24 protein-coding genes are annotated in these 23,157 nt (G+C 58.9%); 17 read left to right on the top strand and 7 right to left on the bottom strand.

Annotated elements, in window-relative coordinates:
• The 3 genes from spoT (at position 1) to HNQ83_RS01100 (ending at position 3,322) form a co-directional block, all read left to right on the top strand.
• Positions 1-2,106, top strand: coding sequence for a bifunctional GTP diphosphokinase/guanosine-3',5'-bis pyrophosphate 3'-pyrophosphohydrolase (gene spoT / locus HNQ83_RS01110; RefSeq protein WP_175387278.1), 2,106 nt, complete (start codon positions 1-3; stop codon positions 2,104-2,106).
• Between the two features lie 27 nt (positions 2,107-2,133).
• Positions 2,134-2,514, top strand: a complete 381-nt coding sequence (locus HNQ83_RS01105) for a RidA family protein (RefSeq protein ID WP_003229509.1) — start codon at positions 2,134-2,136, stop codon at positions 2,512-2,514.
• A 67-nt stretch (positions 2,515-2,581) separates the two neighbouring features.
• Entirely contained in the window at positions 2,582-3,322 is a 741-nt protein-coding gene (locus HNQ83_RS01100) for a hypothetical protein (RefSeq protein WP_175387277.1), read from the top strand.
• Between the two features lie 127 nt (positions 3,323-3,449).
• Here HNQ83_RS01100 and HNQ83_RS01095 read toward each other — a convergent pair whose 3' ends face one another.
• Positions 3,450-4,307, bottom strand: coding sequence for an SDR family oxidoreductase (locus HNQ83_RS01095; protein ID WP_175387276.1), 858 nt, complete (start codon positions 4,305-4,307; stop codon positions 3,450-3,452).
• Positions 4,308-4,495: 188 nt separating this feature from the next.
• Here HNQ83_RS01095 and exbB point away from each other — a divergent pair, with 188 nt between their 5' ends.
• The 6 genes from exbB to HNQ83_RS01065 all read left to right on the top strand — a co-directional run bounded on the left by exbB (position 4,496) and on the right by HNQ83_RS01065 (position 11,400).
• Entirely contained in the window at positions 4,496-5,449 is a 954-nt protein-coding gene (gene exbB / locus HNQ83_RS01090; protein ID WP_175387275.1) for a tonB-system energizer ExbB, read from the top strand.
• Positions 5,450-5,455: 6 nt separating this feature from the next.
• A complete protein-coding gene (gene exbD / locus HNQ83_RS01085) occupies positions 5,456-5,884 on the top strand; it encodes a TonB system transport protein ExbD (RefSeq protein WP_175387274.1) in 429 nt (142 codons plus the stop codon).
• Entirely contained in the window at positions 5,881-6,630 is a 750-nt protein-coding gene (locus HNQ83_RS01080; protein WP_175387273.1) for an energy transducer TonB, read from the top strand. Before exbD ends, HNQ83_RS01080 begins: the two co-directional genes overlap by 4 nt.
• Before the next feature lie 276 nt (positions 6,631-6,906).
• Positions 6,907-7,836 (top strand): hydrogen peroxide-inducible genes activator, encoded by a 930-nt coding sequence (locus tag HNQ83_RS01075; protein ID WP_175387272.1) that lies wholly within the window; start codon positions 6,907-6,909, stop codon positions 7,834-7,836.
• Between the two features lie 9 nt (positions 7,837-7,845).
• The gene (gene recG, locus HNQ83_RS01070) at positions 7,846-9,921 is read left to right on the top strand and encodes an ATP-dependent DNA helicase RecG (protein WP_175387271.1); all 2,076 of its coding nucleotides are present in this window, start codon (positions 7,846-7,848) and stop codon (positions 9,919-9,921) included.
• 78 nt (positions 9,922-9,999) lie between these two features.
• The gene (locus HNQ83_RS01065) at positions 10,000-11,400 is read left to right on the top strand and encodes an aminoacyl-tRNA deacylase and HDOD domain-containing protein (protein WP_175387270.1); all 1,401 of its coding nucleotides are present in this window, start codon (positions 10,000-10,002) and stop codon (positions 11,398-11,400) included.
• A 134-nt stretch (positions 11,401-11,534) separates the two neighbouring features.
• Here the strand turns inward: HNQ83_RS01065 and HNQ83_RS01060 are convergent, their stop codons facing one another.
• Positions 11,535-12,893, bottom strand: a complete 1,359-nt coding sequence (locus HNQ83_RS01060) for a hypothetical protein (RefSeq protein WP_175387269.1) — start codon at positions 12,891-12,893, stop codon at positions 11,535-11,537.
• 372 nt (positions 12,894-13,265) lie between these two features.
• On the opposite strand from HNQ83_RS01060, the gene HNQ83_RS01055 reads away from it, so the two are divergent.
• Both HNQ83_RS01055 and HNQ83_RS01050 read left to right on the top strand, forming a co-directional pair.
• Positions 13,266-13,523 (top strand): hypothetical protein, encoded by a 258-nt coding sequence (locus HNQ83_RS01055; protein WP_175387268.1) that lies wholly within the window; start codon positions 13,266-13,268, stop codon positions 13,521-13,523.
• Positions 13,520-14,284 (top strand): Fic family protein, encoded by a 765-nt coding sequence (locus HNQ83_RS01050; protein ID WP_175387267.1) that lies wholly within the window; start codon positions 13,520-13,522, stop codon positions 14,282-14,284. Before HNQ83_RS01055 ends, HNQ83_RS01050 begins: the two co-directional genes overlap by 4 nt.
• Positions 14,285-14,333: 49 nt before the next feature.
• Here HNQ83_RS01050 and HNQ83_RS01045 read toward each other — a convergent pair whose 3' ends face one another.
• Entirely contained in the window at positions 14,334-14,717 is a 384-nt protein-coding gene (locus tag HNQ83_RS01045) for a helicase (protein WP_175387266.1), read from the bottom strand.
• Between the two features lie 376 nt (positions 14,718-15,093).
• Here HNQ83_RS01045 and HNQ83_RS01040 point away from each other — a divergent pair, with 376 nt between their 5' ends.
• Together HNQ83_RS01040 and HNQ83_RS01035 are read left to right on the top strand one after the other, a co-directional pair.
• On the top strand, positions 15,094-16,506 hold the full coding sequence (locus tag HNQ83_RS01040; RefSeq protein ID WP_175387265.1) for a PAAR domain-containing protein: 1,413 nt from the start codon (positions 15,094-15,096) through the stop codon (positions 16,504-16,506).
• Positions 16,503-16,883, top strand: a complete 381-nt coding sequence (locus HNQ83_RS01035; protein WP_175387264.1) for a hypothetical protein — start codon at positions 16,503-16,505, stop codon at positions 16,881-16,883. Before HNQ83_RS01040 ends, HNQ83_RS01035 begins: the two co-directional genes overlap by 4 nt.
• Positions 16,884-16,974: 91 nt before the next feature.
• On the opposite strand, the gene HNQ83_RS01030 is transcribed toward HNQ83_RS01035, so the two are convergent.
• From HNQ83_RS01030 to HNQ83_RS01020, 3 genes are all read right to left on the bottom strand, one after another.
• A complete protein-coding gene (locus HNQ83_RS01030) occupies positions 16,975-17,250 on the bottom strand; it encodes an HU family DNA-binding protein (protein ID WP_003213368.1) in 276 nt (91 codons plus the stop codon).
• A 194-nt stretch (positions 17,251-17,444) separates the two neighbouring features.
• Entirely contained in the window at positions 17,445-18,593 is a 1,149-nt protein-coding gene (locus tag HNQ83_RS01025) for an NAD(P)/FAD-dependent oxidoreductase (RefSeq protein WP_175387263.1), read from the bottom strand.
• Between the two features lie 17 nt (positions 18,594-18,610).
• Positions 18,611-18,781, bottom strand: a complete 171-nt coding sequence (locus HNQ83_RS01020) for a rubredoxin (protein WP_128604589.1) — start codon at positions 18,779-18,781, stop codon at positions 18,611-18,613.
• Positions 18,782-18,980: 199 nt separating this feature from the next.
• On the opposite strand from HNQ83_RS01020, the gene HNQ83_RS01015 reads away from it, so the two are divergent.
• Together HNQ83_RS01015 and ubiA are read left to right on the top strand one after the other, a co-directional pair.
• A complete protein-coding gene (locus HNQ83_RS01015) occupies positions 18,981-19,544 on the top strand; it encodes a chorismate lyase (protein WP_175387262.1) in 564 nt (187 codons plus the stop codon).
• A complete protein-coding gene (ubiA, locus tag HNQ83_RS01010; protein WP_175387261.1) occupies positions 19,544-20,434 on the top strand; it encodes a 4-hydroxybenzoate octaprenyltransferase in 891 nt (296 codons plus the stop codon). The genes HNQ83_RS01015 and ubiA overlap by 1 nt, the downstream gene beginning before the upstream one ends.
• Before the next feature lie 97 nt (positions 20,435-20,531).
• On the opposite strand, the gene HNQ83_RS01005 is transcribed toward ubiA, so the two are convergent.
• Complete coding sequence (locus HNQ83_RS01005) at positions 20,532-20,918, bottom strand: hypothetical protein (protein ID WP_175387260.1); 387 nt, start codon at positions 20,916-20,918, stop codon at positions 20,532-20,534.
• Between the two features lie 152 nt (positions 20,919-21,070).
• On the opposite strand from HNQ83_RS01005, the gene phoB reads away from it, so the two are divergent.
• Together phoB and phoR are read left to right on the top strand one after the other, a co-directional pair.
• On the top strand, positions 21,071-21,760 hold the full coding sequence (gene phoB, locus HNQ83_RS01000; protein ID WP_175387259.1) for a phosphate regulon transcriptional regulator PhoB: 690 nt from the start codon (positions 21,071-21,073) through the stop codon (positions 21,758-21,760).
• A gap of 81 nt (positions 21,761-21,841) precedes the next feature.
• Entirely contained in the window at positions 21,842-23,128 is a 1,287-nt protein-coding gene (gene phoR, locus HNQ83_RS00995; protein ID WP_178131794.1) for a phosphate regulon sensor histidine kinase PhoR, read from the top strand.
• The last annotated feature ends 29 nt before the right edge of the window (positions 23,129-23,157 follow it).

Genomic DNA, 23,157 nt, shown 5'->3' with positions numbered 1-23,157 from the left:
ATGCCGAGCATAGACGCCCTCGCCGATCGCTTATCGACCTACCTCGGCAAAGACCAGGTCAATCTGGTCCGCCGAGCGTATTTCTACGCCGAACAAGCCCACGACGGCCAACGCCGCCGTAGCGGAGAAGCGTACGTCACGCACCCACTCGCGGTGGCGAATATTCTTGCCGACATGCACATGGACCATCAGAGCCTGATGGCAGCCATGCTGCATGACGTGATCGAAGACACCGGTATTGCCAAGGAAGCGCTGCAAGCGCAGTTCGGCGAAACCGTGGCCGAACTGGTCGACGGGGTCAGCAAACTGACCCAGATGAACTTCGAGACCAAGGCCGAGGCACAAGCCGAAAACTTCCAGAAAATGGCCATGGCCATGGCCCGCGACATTCGCGTGATCCTGGTCAAGCTGGCCGACCGCCTGCACAACATGCGCACGCTGGAAGTGCTGTCCGGCGAAAAACGCCGACGCATCGCCAAGGAAACACTGGAAATCTATGCGCCCATCGCCAATCGGCTGGGCATGCACGCCATCCGCATAGAATTCGAAGACCTCGGCTTCAAGGCCATGCACCCGATGCGTTCTGCGCGGATCTACCAGGCGGTCAAACGCGCCCGGGGCAACCGCAAGGAAATCGTCAACAAGATCGAAGAGTCCCTCAGCCACTGCCTGGCCATCGATGGCATCCAGGGCGAGGTCAGCGGTCGCCAGAAACACCTCTACGGCATCTACAAGAAAATGCGCGGCAAGCGTCGGGCCTTCAACGAGATCATGGACGTTTACGCGTTCCGGATCATCGTCGACAAGGTCGATACCTGCTACCGCGTGCTAGGCGCTGTTCATAATTTGTACAAACCGTTGCCGGGCCGCTTCAAGGATTACATCGCGATCCCCAAGGCCAACGGCTATCAGTCGCTGCACACCACGCTGTTCGGCATGCACGGTGTTCCGATCGAGATCCAGATCCGCACCCGCGAAATGGAAGAGATGGCCAACAACGGCATCGCCGCCCATTGGCTGTACAAGTCCAGCGGCGACGAGCAGCCCAAAGGCACTCACGCCCGCGCCCGCCAATGGGTCAAGGGTGTGCTGGAGATGCAGCAACGCGCCGGCAACTCGCTGGAATTCATTGAAAGCGTGAAGATCGACCTGTTCCCGGACGAGGTCTACGTGTTCACGCCAAAAGGCCGGATCATGGAGCTGCCCAAAGGCTCCACGGCGGTCGACTTCGCTTACGCGGTGCACACCGACGTGGGCAACAGCTGCATCGCCTGCCGGATCAATCGTCGTCTGGCGCCGCTGTCCGAACCGCTGCAAAGCGGCTCCACGGTCGAGATCGTCAGCGCTCCGGGCGCACGCCCGAACCCGGCCTGGCTCAACTTCGTGGTCACCGGCAAGGCGCGCACGCACATTCGCCACGCGCTGAAGCTGCAACGGCGCTCCGAGTCCATCAGCCTGGGTGAGCGCCTGCTGAACAAAGTCCTCAACGGCTTCGACAGCTCACTGGAAAAAATTTCGACCGAGCGCGTCAAGGCCATGCTCACCGAGTATCGCCTGGAACTGATCGAAGACTTGCTCGAAGACATCGGCCTGGGCAATCGCATGGCCTATGTCGTGGCGCGTCGACTGCTCGGCGAAGGCGAGCAGCTGCCAAGCCCGGAAGGCCCGCTGGCGATTCGCGGCACCGAAGGCCTGGTGCTCAGCTACGCCAAGTGCTGCACACCGATCCCGGGCGACCCGATTGTCGGCCACCTGTCTGCGGGCAAGGGCATGGTCGTGCACCTGGACAACTGCCGCAACATCAGCGAAATCCGCCACAACCCGGAAAAATGCATCCAGCTCTCGTGGGCCAAGGATGTCACCGGCGAATTCAATGTCGAACTGCGCGTCGAGCTGGAACATCAGCGCGGCTTGATCGCCCTGCTGGCCAGCAGCGTCAACGCGGCCGACGGCAATATCGAAAAAATCAGCATGGACGAACGCGATGGTCGCATCAGCGTGGTCCAACTGGTGGTCAGCGTACACGACCGCGTGCACCTGGCCCGCGTGATCAAGAAACTGCGCGCCCTGACCGGGGTGATCCGCATCACCCGCATGCGTGCGTAGCCCTCCATCCATTACAAGGAGTCATTCATGACCAAGACTGTTATCACCAGCGACAAGGCCCCGGCCGCCATCGGTACTTATTCCCAGGCGATCAAGGCTGGCAACACCGTTTACATGTCGGGTCAGATTCCTCTGGACCCAAAAACCATGGAACTGGTCGAAGGCTTCGAAGCCCAGACCGTCCAGGTCTTCGAGAACCTCAAAGCCGTGGCTGAAGCCGCCGGTGGTTCGTTCAAGGACATCGTCAAGCTGAACATCTTCCTCACCGACCTGAGCCATTTCGCCAAGGTCAACGAGATCATGGGCAAGTACTTCGACCAGCCTTACCCAGCTCGCGCCGCCATCGGCGTTGCGGCCCTGCCAAAGGGTTCGCAAGTTGAAATGGATGCCATCCTGGTCATCGAGTAATGTGTCCGGCGCAGCCCCGGGCTGCGCCGACTGCTCTGCTGTAAAGAAAGCTTGAAAGGATTCCACCATGCGCAAAGCGCTTGCTCTCTCGCTGCTCGCCCTGCTTTTGGGTGGTTGTGCCAGCGACCCTGCCGATCGTGATATCAGCGGCACCTGGATCAATCAGGTGGCGATCGATGCTGCATCCAAGGGCGTCCCCTTGCGCGAAGCGCTCCAGGCCTATGGCCCGAACCTGGAATGGGACGTCAACACCAAGGCCGGTCAGGCCCGTTACACCAATGGTTTTGAGAATGTCGACGGCAAGCTGCTGGGCGAAGAGTCCGGTGCCTGGAAAATCGACTTTTATGGCAGTTCCGGAAGCGAATTGAAGCGCAACGGTAAACAACTGAGCCAGGCCGCGACCGAAAACGAACCCGCCCAGGTCTTCGACCGCGCATTGATTCCGGTACCGGATGGCGCACCGATCGGCGCCAGCTTCGAGCGTGCACTGTATTCGGCCTACATGGGCGGTAGCTGGAAAGTCATCAGCGGCCCCGGCGAAGGCAACACTGTGCAGTTCCAGGCCGACGGCCAAGTGACGGGCCTGCCCGGCACTGATCGTTATGCGTTATGCCTGGCGGGCGACTGCGCTTCGATGAGTGGCGGCAACGACAACATGTGGCTGCAACTCAACGGACAAGGAAACGCCTGGATTTTCACGCGCAAAGGCAAGGAGCTGGAAATTTTCCAGACCGTGAACACCGCGCTGGCGGATGAAATGCCTCAGTTCACGCCAGAGAATCGCAAGTGGTTGCTCGAGAAGCAATAAACACGGCGTGATCAATGTGGGAGCGAGCCTGCTCGCGAAAGCGGTGTAACAGTCGACAAACGTGTTGAATGTTATGGCCTCTTCGCGAGCAAGCTCGCTCCCACAGTTGTTATGGGGCGCACGGAAGTCAGCAGCGTCCTTCAAGGATCGCGGCATAACCTTCACGGAAGCTCGGATACTTCGGCTCCCACCCCAACGCCTTGGCACGCGCATTACTGCAGCGCTTGCTGCCGGTGCGACGCACACTGGCGTCGTCCGCCCATTCGGTCACACCCAGATACTCGCGCAACCAGCCCACCACCTCCGCCAGTGCTGCCGGCGCGTCATCGACACCGATATAGACATCATCCAGCGCCACACCGCGCCGATCTGCCTCAAGCAGGCACGCCATCAAACCCGCCGCGTCTTCGGCATGAATCCGATTGGCATACAACGGTGGATCGATCGCCACGCGATAGCCCCGGCGCACCTGAGTCAGCAACCACTCACGGCCCGGACCGTAAATACCGGTCAACCGCACAATGCTGGCCGGGATGCCACTCTTGAGGGCCACCTGCTCGGCCTCGAGCATCACTCGCCCTGAATAGCCGGCCGCCACGGTTGGCGAAGTCTCGTCGACCCACTCACCCTCCTGCTGGCCATAAACACTGCTGCTGGACACGAACAGCAGGCGATTGGGCGCCTGCCCGTAGTCCTCCAACCACTCCAGCACATGCTGCAAGCCCTCGACATAAGCGGCGCGGTAACCGGCTTCATCGTGATCGGTGGCGGCGGCGCAATACACCAGGTAGTCCACAGCGCCGACTGGCCAGGTCTCTGGACAATCCTTGTTGAACAGGTCCCCGGCAACGCCAATCACCCCCTGAGGCAGGCGTGAAACGTCGCGCCGCAGGCCATGAACCTCCCACCCAGCAGCCAACAACTGCGTGGCCAGACGACTGCCGACATCACCGCAACCGGCGATCAAAACAGAAGGCGCGGACATCAGAAAACTCCCTTTGGAAACCGACAGACTAGCGCTGGCAATGGACGAGCGGCTAGCAATACAGGAAAAAAAGATACTCTATTACTTTTGTTAACAAGAATTACTTGCAATAATACGCACCACTTTTGTTCTCGGCCTCACGAGGCCTGGAAGAGCATCATCGTTTTTCTATCTCAGGTCCGGCCAGCATGACACGCAATCAAATCCCCGCTTCGCCAACCAAACGACCTCGCGCCTGGAGCGCAGTGGCCGCCCTGCTGCTCAGCTTGATGCTGGCACCGACCGCAGCATTCGCTGACGCGCAAGCCCCTGCCACCGCACCCGCCGCAACTGAGCACGCTGCTGCACCTGCCGCGACCGACCCGGCCCAGGCAGCAGCGGCCCAGGAAACCCTAGGCGAAGACGCTCCTGAAGTCCTCGAAGCCGACAACACGCTGGGCATGGCTCACGACCTGTCGCCTTGGGGCATGTACCAGAACGCCGATGTCGTCGTGAAAACCGTGATGATCGGCCTGGCTATCGCCTCGATCATCACCTGGACCATCTGGATCGCCAAAGGCCTTGAACTCATGGGCGCCAAGCGTCGCCTGCGCACCGAGATCGTCCACCTGAAAAAAGCCGCCACCCTCAAGGAAGCCAGCGCTACGGCCACCAAGCCAGGCACCCTCGCCAATCTACTGGTGCACGACGCTCTGGAAGAAATGCACCTGTCGGTCAGTGCCCGTGAAAAAGAAGGCATCAAGGAACGTGTCAGCTTCCGCCTTGAGCGCCTGGTAGCCGCTTGCGGTCGAAACATGAGCAGCGGCACCGGCGTGCTCGCCACCATCGGTTCCACCGCGCCGTTCGTCGGCCTGTTCGGTACCGTATGGGGCATCATGAACAGCTTCATCGGCATCGCCAAAACCCAGACCACCAACCTGGCCGTCGTGGCCCCCGGCATCGCCGAAGCCCTGCTGGCAACTGCACTGGGCCTGGTTGCAGCGATTCCTGCGGTCGTGATCTACAACGTGTTTGCCCGTTCCATCGCCGGCTACAAGGCGCAGGTGTCCGACGCTTCGGCAGAAGTCCTGCTGCTGGTCAGCCGCGACCTCGATCACCAGCCTGAGCGCAGCTCGCAACCGCACATGGTGAAAGTGGGGTAATCGGCCATGGGCCTGCATTTGAAAGAAGGGGCAGACGACGATCTGTCCGAAAACCACGAAATCAACGTCACGCCGTTCATCGACGTGATGCTGGTGCTGTTGATCATCTTCATGGTGGCGGCCCCGCTGGCCACTGTTGATATCAAGGTCGACTTGCCTGCGTCCACTGCCAAGCCGGCGCCGCGGCCCGAGAAACCGGTGTTCCTCAGCGTCAAGGCTGACCAGCGCCTGTTCCTGGGCGAAGACGAAGTGAAGGCCGAAGCACTCGGCGCCACGCTCGACGCCAAGACCCAGGGCAAAAAAGACACGACGATCTTTTTCCAGGCCGATAAGGGCGTGGATTACGGCGACCTGATGAACGTGATGGACAACCTGCGCTCGGCCGGTTACCTGAAGGTCGGCCTGGTCGGACTCGAGACGGCAGTCAAGAAATGATCACGACGCGCCATAAGCTGACGCGTTACAGCGGTAGCCTGGCCGTGGTGCTGGGCGTTCACGCGCTGGCCATCGCGCTGGCCGTTAACTGGACAGCCCGCCCGCCCATCGAATTGCCGCCCCAGGCAATGATGGTCGAGCTGGCACCGGTTCCAGCCCCGCCACCGCCAGCCCCGCCGAAAGTCGTCACGCCACCGCAGCCGCCAGCGCCTGTTGAAGAGTTGCCGATTCCGAAACTCGCCGAAGCGCCGAAGGCGGAGATTGCCGTACCGAAACCGGTCAAGCCCAAGCCAAAGCCTCAGCCGCCCAAGCCTGTGGAGAAAAAGCCGGAGCCGCCGAAGGAAAAACCATCCGAGGCCAAACCGAGCGAAGCACCTCCGACTCCAGCCCCGACTGAGAAGTCCGCTCAGCCTGCGCCAGGCCCGTCGGCAGCCCAAGTGGCCGCCAAGGCCAGCTGGCAAGGCACCCTGCTCGCGCATTTGGCCAAGTACAAAAAGTACCCGGCCAGTGCACAAGCGCGGGGCAAACAAGGGATGAACCGTCTGCGCTTCGTCGTGGATGCCGAGGGCAATGTGTTGTCGTTTGAACTGGTGGGCAGTTCCGGCACTGCCGATCTGGATCGGGCCACGCTCGACATGATCCGCCGCGCCCAGCCGCTGCCTAAACCACCGGCCGATATGTTGACCAACGGCTCCATCGAAATTGTTGCACCCTTTGTTTATTCGCTGGAAAACCGCCGGCGGTAGGAAAAAATGCTGTGCCTGTAGGAGCCGAGCTTGCTCGCGATGAGGCCATATCATCCAACATCATCGTTGCCTGATACACCGCCATCGCGAGCAAGCTCGGCTCCTACAGGTTAAGCGGCGACTTCAAGATCTTCGAAAGGCACCGAAAGGTGCCTTTTACCTATCTGCCAACGGCAAACCGGCATTGCCCGGTGTCACTCGACACATACCTTCTGATAACGTGCGTCTATCGATTGCAGCCGGTATGCTTGGCTCGCAACTTCATGGACGCTTGCTATGACTCTGACAGAATTACGCTACATCGTTACCCTCGCCCAAGAGCAGCACTTCGGTCATGCGGCCGAGCGTTGCCACGTCAGCCAGCCGACCCTGTCGGTAGGCGTGAAAAAGCTTGAAGACGAACTCGGTGTGCTGATTTTCGAGCGCAGCAAAAGCGCCGTGCGCCTGACCCCGGTCGGCGAAGGCATTGTGGCCCAGGCACAAAAGGTGCTGGAACAGGCCCAAGGCATCCGCGAACTGGCCCAGGCCGGCAAAAACCAGCTGACCGCGCCGCTGAAAGTCGGTGCAATCTACACCGTCGGCCCCTACCTGTTTCCACACCTGATTCCACAACTGCACCGGGTCGCCCCGCAGATGCCGTTGTACATCGAAGAAAACTTCACCCACGTGCTGCGTGACAAATTGCGCAACGGCGAGCTCGACGCGATCATCATCGCCCTGCCGTTCAACGAAGCCGACGTGCTGACCCTGCAACTCTACGATGAGCCTTTCTACGTGCTGATGCCGGCCCAACACCCGTGGACGCAAAAAGAGTCAATCGACGCCAGCCTGCTCAACGACAAGAGCCTGCTGTTGCTGGGCGAAGGCCACTGCTTCCGCGATCAAGTGCTGGAGGCCTGCCCGACCCTGACCAAGGGCAACGACGGCGCCAAGCACACCACGGTGGAGTCCAGCTCATTGGAAACCATCCGCCACATGGTCGCGTCCGGCCTCGGGGTTTCGATCCTGCCGCTGTCGGCGGTCGACAGCCATCACTATGCCCCCGGCGTGATCGAAGTGCGGCCGCTGTCGGCGCCCACACCTTATCGCACGGTGGCCATCGCCTGGCGTGCCAGCTTCCCGCGGCCCAAGGCCATTGAAATCCTCGCTGACTCCATTCGCCTGTGCTCGGTGGCCAAGCCGTCCGCGCAGGTGGTGGCGGGCTAAGCAAGCGTCATGACCGAGTTGTCGCAAGTGTCGGTGACGGCACTCAAGGGTGTCGGCGAAGCCATGGCCGAGAAACTGGCCAAGGTGGGCCTGGAAAATCTCCAGGACGTGCTGTTTCATCTGCCGCTGCGTTATCAGGACCGCACGCGCGTAGTGCCGATCGGCGCACTGCGCCCTGGGCAGGATGCCGTCATCGAAGGCACCGTCAGCGGCGCCGATGTGGTCATGGGCCGTCGCCGCAGTCTGGTCGTGCGCCTGCAGGACGGCACCGGCGGGCTCAGCCTGCGCTTCTATCATTTCAGTAATGCCCAGAAAGAAGGCCTCAAGCGCGGCACGCGCATTCGCTGCTACGGCGAAGCGCGGCCCGGGGCGTCGGGTTTGGAAATCTACCACCCGGAATACCGCGCCATTAACGGTGATGAACCGCCGCCCGTGGATGAAACCCTGACCCCGGTTTATCCACTCACCGAAGGCCTGACCCAACAACGCTTGCGCCAGCTGTGCATGCAAACGCTCACGCTGCTCGGCCCGACGAGCCTGCCCGACTGGCTGCCGAACGAGTTGGCCCGCGACTATCAACTGGCGCCGCTGGCCGATGCGATCCGCTATTTGCACAACCCGCCCGCCGATGCCGACGTCGACGAGTTGGCCCTCGGGCACCATTGGGCGCAGCACCGCCTGGCATTCGAAGAACTGCTGACCCATCAACTGTCCCAGCAACGTCTTCGCGAAAGCATGCGCTCACTGCGCGCCCCGGCCATGCCCAAGGCCACGCATCTGCCGGCCCAATACCTGGCCAACCTCGGGTTCAACCCTACGGGAGCCCAGCAGCGGGTCGGCAACGAAATCGCCTACGACCTGAGCCAACGCGAACCCATGCTGCGGCTGATTCAGGGCGACGTGGGCGCGGGTAAAACAGTGGTTGCCGCCCTCGCTGCACTTCAGGCACTGGAGGCTGGCTATCAGGTAGCCCTGATGGCGCCCACCGAGATTCTCGCCGAGCAGCACTTCATCACCTTCAAGCGCTGGCTCGAACCGCTGGGCATCGAAGTCGCATGGCTGGCCGGGAAGCTCAAAGGCAAAAACCGCGTGGCCGCGCTGGAACAGATCGCCAACGGCGCCCCCATGGTGGTCGGCACCCACGCATTGTTCCAGGACGAAGTGCAGTTCAAGAACCTGGCGCTGGTCATCATCGACGAACAGCACCGCTTCGGCGTGCAACAGCGGCTGGCTTTACGGCAGAAAGGCGTCGGCGGGCGCATGTGCCCGCATCAGTTGATCATGACCGCCACACCGATCCCGCGCACGCTGGCCATGAGCGCCTACGCCGATCTCGACACCTCGATCCTCGATGAACTGCCGCCCGGCCGAACCCCGGTCAACACCGTGCTGATCACCGACACCCGGCGTGTCGAAGTCATCGAGCGAGTACGCAGCGCCTGTGCCGAGGGGCGTCAGGCCTACTGGGTGTGCACCCTGATCGAAGAGTCGGAAGAGCTGACCTGCCAGGCCGCCGAAACCACCTACGAAGACCTGACCGCTGCGCTTGGCGAACTGAAAGTCGGGCTGATCCACGGCCGCATGAAGCCTGCCGAGAAAGCCGCGGTGATGGCCGAGTTCAAGACCGGCAACTTGCAACTGCTGGTCGCTACCACGGTGATCGAGGTCGGCGTGGACGTCCCCAACGCCAGCCTGATGATCATCGAAAACCCCGAACGCCTGGGCCTCGCGCAATTACACCAGTTGCGCGGTCGCGTCGGTCGAGGCAGCGCAGTCAGCCATTGCGTACTGCTCTACCATCCGCCGCTGTCGCAGATCGGCCGCCAACGCCTGGGTATCATGCGCGAAACAAACGACGGCTTTGTCATTGCCGAAAAGGATCTTGAACTGCGCGGGCCTGGCGAAATGCTCGGCACGCGTCAGACTGGCCTGCTTCAATTCAAGGTCGCCGACCTGATGCGCGACGCCGACCTGCTTCCCGCTGTACGCGACGCCGCCCAGGCTTTGCTGGAGCGCTGGCCGGACCACGTCAGCCCATTGCTCGACCGCTGGCTGCGCCACGGGCAGCAATACGGCCAAGTGTGAGCACCGTCGCAGTTTCTGGAGGATGGGTTTGAGCAAGCTGGTTATACTCCTGCAATTGTTTTAGTCCGGATACAGACCATGACCGAAGTTGCCCTCGCACCCGCCTCCCCGCACGCTCCGTCGGTTATACGGCTGCTGTTGGGCAAACTGGGCATTGCCTATGAAGAAGTCCTCGACCATCACGGCTTGAACCCGGCGCGCAAGGTCCAGGCCGTGCTGCTCGATGACGCCGTCGGCGCGCTGATGGTGCTGTTTCCGCAGAGCCAGTTGCTCGACCTCAACCGTCTCACCGAACTCACTGGCCGCCGCCTCACCGCAGTGCCGACCGAACGCCTGGAAAAGATGCTCGGCAAGCACAGCCTGAGCCTGCTACCGGGCCTGCCGGCACTCACCAGTTCGCCGTGCCTGTATGAAGAAAGCTTGCTGCGAGAGCCGTCGGTGCTGGTCAACTCGGGGGAGCCGGGCGTGCTGCTGGAAATCTCCAGCGAAGCCTTCAAATCCATGCTCAACAAGGCCAGTGCCGCCAACTTCGGCGAAGCCCTGAGCAGCATCCGCCCGAACCTTGACCGCCCCGATGATGACCGCGAGGAAATCACCCAGGCCGTTCAAGCGTTCACCGCGCGGCGTATCCAGCAGCGCCTGGAAGCGACCATCGAAATTCCGCCGCTGGCCGAAACCGCACAGAAGATCATCAAGCTGCGTGTCGACCCCAACGCCACCATCGACGACATCACCGGCGTGGTCGAAACCGACCCGGCGCTGGCCGCGCAAGTGGTGAGCTGGGCGGCGTCGCCGTACTACGCCTCGCCGGGCAAGATTCGCTCGGTGGAAGACGCCATCGTACGGGTACTGGGTTTCGACCTGGTGATCAATCTGGCGCTGGGCCTGGCACTGGGCAAAACCCTGAGCCTGCCCAAGGACCACCCGCAACACAGTACCCCGTACTGGCAGCAATCGATCTACACCGCCGCCGTCATCGAAGGCCTGACCCGCGCCATGCCGCGCACCCAGCGCCCGGAAGCCGGCCTGACCTACCTGGCGGGCTTGCTGCACAACTTTGGCTACCTGCTGCTGGCCCACGTGTTCCCGCCGCACTTCTCGCTGATCTGCCGTCATATGGAGGTCAACCCGCACCTGTGCCACAGCTACATCGAGCAACACCTGCTGGGGATCAGCCGCGAACAGATCGGCGCGTGGCTGATGCGCTTCTGGGACATGCCCGATGAGCTGGCCACCGCACTGCGCTTCCAGCACGACCCAAGCTACGACGGCGACTACGCCGAGTACCCGAATCTGGTGTGCCTGTCGGTGCGCCTGCTGCGCAGCCGTGGCATCGGCTCCGGCCCGGACGAAGACATCCCTGACGCCCTGCTCGACCGCCTCGGCCTGACACGCGCCAAAGCCGAAGACGTCGTCAGCAAAGTCCTCGAAGCCGAAGTACTGCTGCGCGAACTGGCTTCGCAGTTCAGTCAACCCTGAAAAGCTTCGCGGGCAAGCCCGCTCCCACAGAGATCACTCGAACCTGTGGGAGCGTGGCTTGCCCGCGATGAATTTAACTCGGCCCACTTGAAAGCTCAGGTTTCAGACCTGCCCTACTGCGACTATTAAACTAGTTATCCACCCAAGTAACGTGTCACATAACCTGAATTAGGGGTGCCAATTTCAAAATTATAACCACTCACCACCACACGCTCATCCGGCATCAGCGCAGCAGATCTGAGAATAGCATGGGTTGACTCACGATCAATCAAAGTCCAGCCTTTGCTGGCAAACGTTGCATCCAAGTTACCTAGAGCATCAAAGCGTGCAGTAACTGTAGCAGCATTGCTGGGGAATTCCGCCGAATTGGCCGTGCCGAAGGCGATGATTTTCCCGTCTTGCTGCAAGACACATCGTGACCAGCCGAGGTTATTTAAAAAATTAGAGAACAAAGGCCGCCCCCGATTAAATACTTTATTCGGAATACCACTTTCGTCGAGAGCAACAATTAACCCGGTATTCATAGCCGAGTTGCCGACTGCAATTATTCCGCCATCATCAGACTTCAATGCCATAAAACCAAGCGAAAGCAATTCACTGCTCTTGGAGATAATTACGGCTCCGTTCTGGGCGATTCCATACTCATTGTCGACAGTACCGTCGTGATTGTAGCGAATTATATAAGCGTCATAAAATTCTCCTTCTTTCCTTCTATCGACCCTACCGCAAACCAGCACCTTGAGATCCGGCTGAACCTTCGCATTATAAGCAGTATTATTAGCACCTAAATAACCTGGCACTTCGATAAATACAAAGCCAGCCCCATTGAAACTCTTGTCAAACGAACCATCCACATCAAGACGTATTACGACGCCTTTTTCAATGTCGAATTCATAAACAATACTAGCGACCAATAAGATCTTGCCATCCTGCAACTGGATATCAGCTCCCTGAAAAGCACCTGCCATCATGGCATGGTCACTTACCCTTTTCTCAGCCCCACCGTGGACCTTGAACTTGGCGCTTTCTGCTAATCCGGCACCCTTCAGATCAGTAGGAGCGATAATGACCCTACCTCCTGTTCCGAAAGATTCATCAAACTCACCACCGTCCGTCAGCTTTACAACCACCAAATCGGGAACTTCGAATAGCTCAAAGGTCTGGGTAACCCCCATAATGATGTAACCACCACCTTGCAGGCGGTATAGAGCTACAGGCGAAAGCCAATTGTCGTCGTCTAAAGGGATTTCTATGGAACCGTTGACGCCAAATCCACTATCAAAGCTACCATCAACATTCAATCGAACTATCTTGGCTGGAGAACTTTCATTGGATTCTGCGTTTAATCCAATGAGTAATTTATTGTCGGGTAGAGCATATATCGCGCCTGGAATGGCGCCGATAATATCAGGAAATGGCAAATTTACCTGGCCGTTACCGCCAAATTCAGGATCCAGCGCACCCGGATTTTTTGTTACCTGTGTTGGATTCATTCTCCTGCTCCTTCAAGAAAGTAGAAAGTTCCTAACGAACTGTTGCCTCCATTAGAGCATCCGTCGACGTCGCATCAACCCTGTAATAAATGACAGTTCTGCTATCTTTGCTGGACATACTATTGACCTTCTAAGCCAAGTATCACATTTACAACACTGCTATCTGCCGCTACCCGCAACCCTCCTCCTCGGCTTCAAATACTTGGTCAACCCCAGAACACCAGCGCCGGGTCGCCCTTGACGGACTCGACTCGTCCTGAACCCCGTCATGACGCCAATTGCTTGTTCTTCACCTGATCTTCGCCTGTAAGCCTACGCGGACAAAAAACAAGCGCCCTGCTATTATTTGACTGCTAATAGAGGGCTTTCCCGATGACCCAGACAGCTACTGGCAGCGTTGCAAATCAGGTCCGCAAGCTTGCCAAGGACCATAGGGTCACTGCCGAACCTGACGACATGAGCCGTATGGCCGTTCTCATTACCCGCATGGCTGGCGATGTGGTTGAGCTGGATGGCGTCGAGCAATTGCTCGTCAATCTCAAGAAAAAAGGCGTGCTGAGCAAATCGGAGACCCTGGCACTCCAAGGACGCTACCTTCAGGAACGGCGCGCGAAGAAACCTGGCGCATGACTTTTGATCCGTTCGGCGACTTCGATGCTGCTGGATACCTGCAAAATTCGCTGCAACTGAAAGACCCCACCGAAGTAAAAGAGTCAGAGCATCTTTCGTTCGAATTGAGCATTGAGGATGCGCTTGCCTATTTGGCTAAAAAGAAGCCGATCGACTACAAAACAGTGCTCAAGGTCCATGAAATCCTGTTCTCGGGCTTTTATCACTGGGCAGGGAAAGATCGGAACGAGCTTGTTCCTCACCTGGCCGTTTTCAAGGGTTCATACGACGATCCCCGAAGCACCGTCTTCGAGCACCCGCATTCCATCAAGATGTCTGTCGACTATGCGCTTGGGCTGGCAGCAGACAAGAAGTCCTTCAAAAATCACCCTGGACGCGTGATGGGCCAACTGGCTTTCGCACACCCCTTCCTGGACGGCAACGGGCGCACCATCCTGTTAGTTTTCATGGAGCTCTGTTATCGCGCCAAATTCGCCATCGACTGGTCAAAGACGAACAAGGACGACTACTTGCGGGCACTCAGCGATGAAATCCGCGAACCTCGCGAGGGGTATCTCGATCACTACCTGAAGCCGTTCATAGTCGACATTGTCAGTCGTGACGAATGGCCTGAGACCATCAGCGGTATCAGAGGCCTTGATGGTCTGGACAAGGAAGGCATCACCTACGAGAGCCTGGATAACCCGGAAGTCCAGCAGATCTACAAGACATACCGGGCACAGCTTCTCGATGCCGGAGAGCCTCCTGAATCGAATGACTGAGGAGGCGCACTTACCCCGGCGAAGAGCCCCTCACGCGACCTGAATAACCTCAAGCCTTGGGCTTGGCCTTCTTCGGCTTCAAGTACTTGGTCAACCCCTGGAACCAGATCACCAGCGCCGGATTGCCCTTGATCTGAATCGACTTGTCCTGAATCCCCGTCATGAACGCCAGTTGCTTGTTCTTCGCCTGCATCGTGGCAAAGCCATACCCGGCATCCTTGAAGGCAATAGCGAACGCAGGCTCGGCATACACCCCGGCCTTGCTGGTGATGCGCTGACCCTTCACCCGGAAATGCCGCGCCACTTTCCCGTCCAGGGTTTGCAGTTGAAACACCAGTTCCTTGTCACCCAATTGCTGCTGAAACGCAGGATTGGTCCGACTGGCCTTGCCCATCAACAAACCCAGCATCCACAGCAGAAAACGAAACTTCATGCGCAAGCCTCAAAAGAAAATGAACGGCCGGCGCAGTGTAGCGGGTAAAAACCAAAATTCCACCATCTTGCACGGTTAGAAGAAGATCAGACCTATTCACTGCAAGATGACTACCAAGTCACGATTTTCCAATCCTCGAATCTGAAAGCAAAACGTTGCCCCTTAGCGTTCTCTTACACGCCTCGGAGGCAAAGAACCTACAAGCACTCCTTACCTTTTCCGAACCACGCGTAGGAAACGTCCGAACCGGTCTCCATTGCCTTGAATTGCGTCTTTGCCCCAGTACCTTGCGTCAGGCCAACTTAATCCTGAACCGGTGGAACGCATGGTGAACGACAGCGTTCCCCTCAGGACGGCAAACGACAGGAGTTCATTAATGACGATCGGATATTTCATTGGTCGAGGCGATAAAACCTCTTGCGGTGGTACGGTGCTGGAGGGGGACGACACTGTTAGTTTCTTTGGTCTCGCCCATGCCCGTGAAGGTGATTTGGTCAGTTGCGGATTGGACGCAAAGGAATATCGGATTGCAGGAGGGGTTTCACACATCTTCAGCAACCACAAAAAGGTGGCAGGCACCCTTGATAGCCACAGTAGTTGCCCCTGTAAAGCCCGACTTATTCCATCGATTTTCAACTCGACCTACCAGAATGGAAGTACTGCGGCACAAGTGCGCAAGGCCTCTGTTCAACCTGTAACACCGACCACAAATAGCCAACCGGTCGCTCCGGGCCCATCCGGTTTTAACGCTGCGACAAGCAACCATTCTCCTGAGCGCGTCAACAGCCCCAATGCTCAGGAGCCCGGTTTCTATATCGTCCCCATAAGCACCACCCGGGAACAACTTGAATCCAACCTGTTCACTCTGCGCGATCCGGCGGTGATGGGTAAATTCAAACTACTAAACCCGAATCTGCGCGATGCCAAAGCGGGCTCGATGATCGTGCTTGGTGACCCCAGCAATCATCAATGCACCCGGCAAGAAGCGATGCTCATGGAGGTTGCGGCCAAGACCAACCAGATCATTGAAACGCTCAGCCCGGAAGAGGCGGACTTCATGGTGCAACACCGTGACGCTATCCAGACTTTCCTGAGCCATGGCTCAAGCGCCATCGGCGTTGGCGCGAGCATCTTCAAAAACAATCTGGATAACGTTGGCAAAACCATGAGGGAACTCGAAGCATTGCAACAAAGAACACTGCAACGCGATGGGCACCTACGCTCGCCAACGTTTTTTGCTGAACGCCAGCGCCTGTTCACACAACTCAATACTTACATGACGTCGCTGACTCGCAAGGGCATCGGCTTTCCTGACCACATCAATCTGAAAAAAAAGCTGGGCATCTCCAGTCAAAGCCTGGTCCACCTATGGACCAACGCCAGTCCCGCAGGTCAAATACCAGGTTACGCCAGCCATCTTGAGGGTGTGGCGAGGGCTTCCAAATACGTCAGATACGGCGGATGGTTGGGCACAGCCATTGGTGGCGGGGTGTCTGCTCTCAAGGTTCAGGATGCGTGTACCGCGGGGACGACCGAAGCGTGCGAGCGGGTCAGATTGACTGAGGTGGGAAGTTTTAGCGGAGCAGTCATAGGTGGCGTAATCGCAGGTTCGACCCTATCAACCTCTGTTGTTGGTGGGATTTGCGTTGCGTTGGGTGTACCTACAGGCGGTTTGGGATCTTTGGCTTGCAGTATTGTTGTAGTGGGCGGGGGGTCTTATTTCGCCACCTCTCTCGGGTCCGCTGTGGGTGAAGAAATGGGGGAGCGGATATTTGAGGCCAATGAATGAACATTAGCGTTGCAAGCGCGCTATTCGTAGCGTCTGGTCTGTTTTTTTTTGGTGGCGCAATTGTTGTTTTGGGAGTGGTTGTTTATATAGGCCATACCAAAGGAGACATTTTGTCGGATCACTTCAAAAACAGCTCACCAGTCATAACTATCCCGGCACTTATAGATAAAGGCCTCAGGGGAAAGACCCGGCTGGTTTGCTCCGTATCCAGCGTTGTCACCTTTCCCCGCTTTTTCCTGAAACATGGAATCGTAAATGCTGAGGATCTTGAAAACTTCCCCAAAGACCTCAGACGAAAATTAGTTGCACTGCAATGGGCCCTTTTAACCACACTAGGCGGAATCATGGCCCTGGGCGTGATCGCGATGTGGAATTAATCAGGTAATGGCAACAAAAAATGGGCACCCAACCAAGTTGGCGTGCCCATTCTTTATTCCACTCCCCCGCTGCGCGGGTCAGGGAAACGACTTACGGATTAACGCTGTCTTTCAACGATTTACCCGGCTTGAACGCAACAGTGTTGCTGGCCTTGATTTTGACTGGCTCACCAGTTTGCGGGTTTTTGCCGGTGCGGGCGCCGCGGTGACGTTGCAGGAAGGTGCCGAAACCTACCAGCGTGACGCTGTCTTTGCGGTGCAAGGCGCCGGTGATTTCTTCGAGAACGGCGTTGAGGACGCGGTTGGCCTGCTCTTTGGTGAGGTCTGCTTTTTCAGCAATGGCTGCGGCGAGTTCTGGTTTACGCATGTTAGTGAAGCCCCTTTGACGGTTTTTTGTTGTTATGTCCGTGCTGCTCTCTGCGGAGCAGCGCCCAAAGCGCCGCAGGTGCTCTACTCTGCGGCAGACGGGAGTGAGGATGGCACGCACGGAAGAGCCGCGCCAGTATCGGCGCGACCTTTATAACGGCAACATGGGGGTGATTCCGACAGAACGACCGGTATTTACGCCAGTAGGGCCGGAAGCTCTTTGTTCAGGGCCAGTTTTTCCATCACGGCCGTGCCTGTCAGGGCATAACCGAGCAGTTTTCCACTGGCATCGCGGCATAACACCTTGATGTCGGCGCCCTGCCCTTCGACTGTCCAGACACCCTCCGAACCCCGTGGCGGCGGGGACACCACCAATGGGCACACCGGCGTTTTGACGGTGATCGGCATCGGGCCGTAGGTGACCTCTGTCGGGTTGCCGGCAAGGGTCTGGGCCAGCGCCCTCGCACAGCTCATCAGGGGCATTACGTACAACAGATTCAGCCCATCAACCTCGGCACAGTCGCCCAGTGCGTAAATGTTGGCGTGGGAGGTTTGCAGGTGACGGTCGACCATCACGCCACGGTTGACCTGCAAACCGGCAGCGGCGGCCAGGTCGATGCGCGGGCGCAGGCCGATGGCTGACACCACGACGTCGCACGGGATGACCTGGCCGTCGGACAGGTGCGCCTCCAGACCCTCGGCGACGCGCTGCAGGCGATTGAGCACAGGCCCCAGGTGGAAGCGTGCGCCGAGGCTTTCCAGCCCCGCCTGGACCGCTGCGGCTGCCGCGGGGTGCAACAGGGTCGGCATGACTTGCTCGCACGGTGCAACCAGTTGCACTTCGTAGCCACCCTGAGTCAGGTCGTTGGCAAATTCGCAGCCAATCAGGCCGGCGCCGAGCAACAACACCCGACGCTTACCGGCCGCCGCTGCGCGAAAGCGTGCGTAGTCTTCCAGGTCGTTGATGGGGAAGACGCAATCCGCTGCGTCACCCTCGATGGGCACCCGCACGGTTTCTGCACCCCAGGCCAGGATCAGGTCACGGTAGTACACCGCTTCTTCACCGATCCACAGGCGCTTGTGGCCCGGGTCGATGCCACTGATGCGGGTGTGAGTGCGAACTTCGGCCTTCAACTGCTCGGCCATGGCCCCCGGTTCGGCCATGCTCAAGCCATCGGCATCCTTGTTTTTGCCGAAACCGGTGGACAGCATCGGCTTGGAGTAGGAGCGCCCGTCATCGGCGGTAATCAGCAGCAGCGGGGTTTCGCCATCAAGTTTGCGAAACTCCCGGGCCAGGTTGTAGCCAGCCAGGCCGGTGCCGACGATCACAACAGGTGCGTTCATTCCTTACTCCTCAGTTCTTAAGCGGCGATTTCGATCATTTCAAAATCCATCTTGCCCACACCGCAGTCCGGGCACAGCCAGTCTGCTGGCACGTCTTCCCAGCGGGTGCCGGGCGCAATGCCGTCATCGGGCCAGCCGTCAGCTTCGTTGTAGATCAGGCCGCAAACCACACATTGCCACTTTTTCATTCAGGTACATCCTCAGGGTTCAGGCTTTTACCGGCGCGAACGGTCGATGGTTCAGCGCTGCCGTCCGGCTCAGTGCGTTTTGTACTGATGGGGCTGGGCAGATGCAAGCCTGTTCAGCGCAACCGGCAGCCGGATCACTCAAATTTATGAGCTGACATGTTAAGCTCGCCGCCTCCTTTGCTGCCAATAATGACTCATTGTGCAACACACAAATCCCCCCCGTTCGGCCCCGCTCTGGCTCCCTCAAAGCCTGCTGACGCCTCTCCCCGACCCGCTTACCCTCGACTGGCTATTCGACGAAGGATCGCTGACCCGACGCCTGACCCGCTTGTCGAATGACGGCTTCAGCGTGACGCCGCTGTTCGAAGGCTGGCAGACCTTGCGCGCCGATGAATGCGCCGCGCTGGACCTGGCCGAAGGCAGTGAAGGCTGGGTGCGCGAGGTGTTTTTGCGCGGAAATGGCCAGGCGTGGGTGTTTGCCCGCAGCGTTGCGGCACGCAGTGCGTTGCAGGGCGATGGCTTGCACATGGACGAACTGGGTAGCCGCTCCCTGGGCGAATTATTGTTTTGCGACCACGCGTTCCAGCGCCGCGCAATCGAGGTTTGTCACTATCCTCAAGCTTGGCTGCCGACGGAAGTTCAGGCCCCTGAGCTGTGGGGCCGCCGTTCGCGCTTCGACCGCGGTACGTTGAGCGTGCTGGTGGCCGAAATTTTCCTGCCGACCCTGTGGAGCGCCGCCCGCGCCCATCCGGAGAACTGCTGATGTACCAGAGCCTGCTCAAGTCCCTGAACCGCTTGAACCCAAGGGCCTGGGATTTCATTCAGCTGACGCGCATGGACAAGCCGATCGGCATTTATCTATTGCTGTGGCCGACATTGTGGGCGCTGTGGATTGCCGGCAAAGGCTCGCCGTCGTTGGCCAATATCGTGATTTTCGTGCTTGGCGTGGTGCTGACCCGCGCGGGCGGCTGTGTGATCAACGATTGGGCGGACCGCAAGGTTGATGGCCATGTGAAGCGCACCGAACAGCGCCCACTGCCGAGCGGCAAAATCAGCTCCAAAGAAGCACTTGTGTTCTTTGCGCTGCTGATGGGCCTGAGTTTCCTGCTGGTGCTGTGCACCAATGCGGCAACGATCTGGCTGTCGTTCGGCGGCCTGGCCCTGGCCTGCACTTATCCGTTCATGAAGCGCTACACCTACTACCCGCAAGTGGTGCTGGGTGCGGCGTTCTCCTGGGGGATGCCGATGGCCTTCACCGCCGAAACCGGCGAACTGCCGGCGGCGGCGTGGCTGCTGTGGATCGCCAACCTGATGTGGACGGTGGGCTACGACACCTATTACGCAATGACCGATCGTGACGACGATTTGAAGATCGGGGTGAAATCCACGGCGATTCTGTTTGGCGAGGCAGACCGGGTGATCATTCTGACCCTGCAGGGGCTGGCGCTGGGTTGCCTGCTGTTGGCCGGTTCGAAATTCGAGCTCGGCGGCTGGTTCCACCTTGGCCTGGCGGTGGCGGCGGGCTGTTTTGCCTGGGAGTTCTGGTACACCCGTGGCAAGGATCGCATGCGCTGCTTCAAGGCGTTCTTGCACAACCACTGGGCCGGGTTGGCGATTTTTGTCGGGATCGTGCTGGATTACGGGTTGCGCTGAAAATTGAAAAGATCGCAGCCTCCAGCAGCTCCTACCATTGGATTTTTGTTCATCCTGTAGGAGCTGCAGGAGGCTGCGATCTTTTTTGCGATTTGCGTTACTTCTGCGACTCGTGAACGACGTGCCAGACGTCCTTCATTTTGTCGCCCGTCATGTCTCCAGGAGCCTTGTCCTTCACGAAGGTGTACAGCGGCTTGCCGTCATAGGCATATTGACTCGTGCCGTCATCACGCTTGATGACGCTCCACTTGCCTGAGGCCGTGGCACCCGCCGGTGCCATCATCGGTGGCCAGTTCTTGGCGCATTCGTCATTACACATCGACTTGCCGCCCGAGTCCTTGTCGAACGTGTACAGGGTCATGCCCTTGTGATCGACCATCATCCCGTCTTTCATCATTGCCGGGTCGGCGGCGAGGGCCAGTGTCGGCAGAGTTAGCGCAGCAGTGACCAGCAGAGCCTTCCAGGATTGAGCAACGTGCTTCATGGAAACCTTCCTTTTGTGGTTGTCAGGATTCGGACTTAGAGCTTAGTCCAGGTTCGTGACAATCGCCGGGCGACTAAAATACTGTCACACGACTGCAATAATTCCGTTATCTAATGCGGCGCAAGACAGTTAAATGACAAGAGGATTAAGGCATGGTTGGCAGGAGCATTCTGATCGTCGACGACGAAGCGCCCATTCGCGAAATGATCGCCGTTGCGTTGGAAATGGCCGGCTATGACTGCATGGAGGCGGAAAACTCCCAGCAGGCCCACGCCATCATCGTCGACCGCAAACCTGACCTGATCCTGCTCGACTGGATGCTGCCCGGCACGTCCGGCATCGAACTGGCCCGCCGCCTCAAGCGCGATGAGCTGACCGGGGATATCCCGATCATCATGCTCACCGCCAAGGGCGAAGAGGACAACAAGATCCAGGGCCTGGAAGTTGGCGCTGACGACTACATCACCAAACCTTTCTCCCCCCGCGAACTGGTTGCGCGCCTCAAGGCCGTGCTGCGCCGCGCCGGACCGACCGATGGCGAGGCGCCGATTGAAGTCGGTGGCCTGCTGCTGGACCCGATCGGCCACCGCGTGACCATCGATGGCAAGCCTGCGGAAATGGGCCCGACCGAATACCGCCTGCTGCAATTTTTCATGACCCACCAGGAGCGCGCCTATACCCGTGGCCAGTTGCTGGATCAGGTCTGGGGCGGCAACGTGTATGTCGAGGAGCGCACTGTCGATGTGCACATCCGCCGCCTGCGCAAAGCCCTCGGCGATGCCTACGAAAATCTGGTACAAACCGTGCGCGGCACCGGTTACCGCTTTTCCACCAAGGCCTGACCCGGACTTTTCCCGCTTTAGAAGTAGACAAGGACGCGCGTTCAAGTGAACCAAAACTGGCATGGCACCCTGATTCGCCACATGCTGCTACTGGTCACCGCCTGCCTGGTGATCGGCTTGATCACCGGCTACTACGGCTGGAGCCTTGCTGCGGGGCTGGGTGTTTACCTGGCCTGGACCCTCAAGCAACTGCTGCGCCTGCACGAATGGCTGCGCCTGCACAAACCCGACGAAGCACCGCCCGATGGCTACGGTCTGTGGGGCGAGGTGTTTGACAGCATCTATCACCTGCAACGTCGCGACCAACGGGTGCGTGGGCGCCTGCAAGCCGTGATCGACCGGGTTCAGGAATCCACCGCTGCATTGAAAGACGCCGTGGTGATGCTCGACAGCGACGGCAACCTGGAATGGTGGAACCGCGCCGCCGAGACCCTGCTGGGCCTCAAGACCCCACAGGACAGCGGCCAGCCGGTGACCAACCTGGTGCGTCATCCGCGCTTCAAGGAATATTTCGAGCAGGACAGCTACGCCGAGCCGTTGGAAATCCCCTCGCCGACCAACGACCGGATGCGCATTCAGCTGTACATCACCCGCTACGGCAACAATGAACACCTGATGCTGGTGCGCGATGTCACACGCATCCATCAGCTTGAGCAAATGCGCAAAGACTTCATCGCCAACGTCTCCCATGAATTGCGTACGCCGCTGACCGTGATTTGCGGCTACCTGGAAACCCTGCTCGACAACGTCGAGGAAGTGAACCCGCGCTGGACCCGTGCCCTGCAGCAAATGCAGCAACAGGGCGGGCGCATGCAGACCTTGCTCAATGACTTGCTGCTGCTGGCCAAACTGGAAGCCACCGACTACCCGTCGGACAACCAGCCCGTGGCCATCGACGGCTTGCTGCAATCGATCAGGAGCGATGCGCAACAGCTGTCGGGCCAGAAAAACCAGCAAATCAGCCTGGAAGCCGACCCGACGATTTTGCTCAAGGGCAGCGAAGCGGAACTGCGCAGCGCGTTTTCCAACCTGGTGTTCAACGCGGTGAAGTACACCCAGGCTGAAGGCCACATCCGCATTCGCTGGTGGGGTGATGAGCAAGGTGCACACCTGAGCGTGCAGGACTCCGGTATCGGCATCGACAGCAAACACCTGCCGCGCCTGACGGAACGCTTCTATCGCGTCGACTCCAGCCGCAACTCCAACACCGGTGGCACCGGGCTGGGACTGGCGATCGTCAAACACGTGCTGTTGCGCCATCGCGCGCGCATGGAGATCAGCAGCGTACCGGGCCATGGCAGCACCTTTACCTGCCATTTCGCCCCTGCCCAGGTCAGCAAATCCCGGGTTATCAGCACTACCGATTAATACCGGCCAGCACGCGCCACTAGGCAACC

It is taken from the genome of Pseudomonas sp. C2B4 (assembly GCF_013359695.1).
GTDB lineage: Bacteria > Pseudomonadota > Gammaproteobacteria > Pseudomonadales > Pseudomonadaceae > Aquipseudomonas.
The sequence above is the reverse complement of the archived record's forward strand: the minus strand, read 5'-3'. Positions and strand labels throughout refer to the sequence as shown.